The 1,059-nt window shown below is 41.2% G+C and carries 1 protein-coding gene and 1 pseudogene; both read left to right on the forward strand.

The window, feature by feature from the left end; all coding sequences use genetic code 11:
• Positions 1-284, forward strand: a pseudogene (locus AX663_RS08635) (amino acid ABC transporter ATP-binding protein); the annotation flags it as partial.
• Positions 285-293: 9 nt separating this feature from the next.
• Positions 294-1,059, forward strand: a 766-nt coding sequence (locus tag AX663_RS08640) for a transporter substrate-binding domain-containing protein (protein ID WP_060973246.1), incomplete at its 3' end; no start/stop codon positions are given.

Consider the following 1,059-nt stretch of genomic DNA (forward strand, 5'->3'; position numbering starts at 1 on the left):
TCTTTGACGAACCAACGTCAGCCCTTGACCCAGAGACTATCGGTGACGTGCTTGCAGTTATGCAAAAGCTTGCCAAAGGTGGCATGAACATGGTTGTCGTAACCCACGAAATGGGCTTTGCCCGTAGTGTGGCTGACCGTATCATTTTCATGGCTGAAGGTCAAGTTCTTGTAGACACTACGGATGTGGATGGTTTCTTTGACAATCCAACTGAACCTCGTGCTGTTCAATTCCTTTCTAAGATTATCGATCACAACTCTGATAATGTCCAAGTGGACGCCTAAGGAGGGCTTATGTTAATCAAGAAACTTAGTCGCATTTTAGCAATCTCTGTTATAGCTTTTCTAGCAGTTCTCCTCTGGAACACTAAAAGTAGTCAGGCAGATGAAAGCAGTAAACTACTCAATAGTGCTGCAATTCAAAAAATTGTCAAAAAAGGGACACTAAACGTTGGTGTCAAACAGGATGTCCCAAACTTTGGTTACTATTCAGCCAAAACTAATACCTATCAAGGGATGGAAATTGACCTCGCTAAGAAAATTGCCAAAGAACTTAAGGTTAAGGTGAATTTTATAGCGGTTACTCCACAAACTCGTGAAGCTCTTATGGACAATGGGACTATTGACATGCTTATCGCTACTTATACCATTACAGATGAACGTAAGGCTTCATATGCCATGTCAAATCCTTACTACTACGACCAAATCGGTTTCCTCGTTCAAACCAAATCTGGCTACAAGAAACTTTCTGACCTAAACGGTAAAACTATTGGTGTATCTCAAGGGTCCTCTGCCAAAGCTGCTGTTGAAGAGTACGCTTCAGCTAATAACCTTAAGTTTGACTACGTTCAACTTGGATCTTATCCTGAGTTAGCCGTATCACTCTATGCTTACCGTATTGACGCCTTTGCTGGTGATAAATCAATCTTGTCAGGTTACGAAAGTGATAAAACCAAGATCCTCGATGAAGGTTTCAAAACACAAGAGTACGGTATTGCCTCAAGCAAGTCTAACCAAGAGTTGATTGATTATACCAACGATTTGATTGCTAAATGGCAAA

This window comes from Streptococcus sp. CCH8-H5, assembly GCF_001556505.1.
Lineage (GTDB): Bacteria > Bacillota > Bacilli > Lactobacillales > Streptococcaceae > Streptococcus.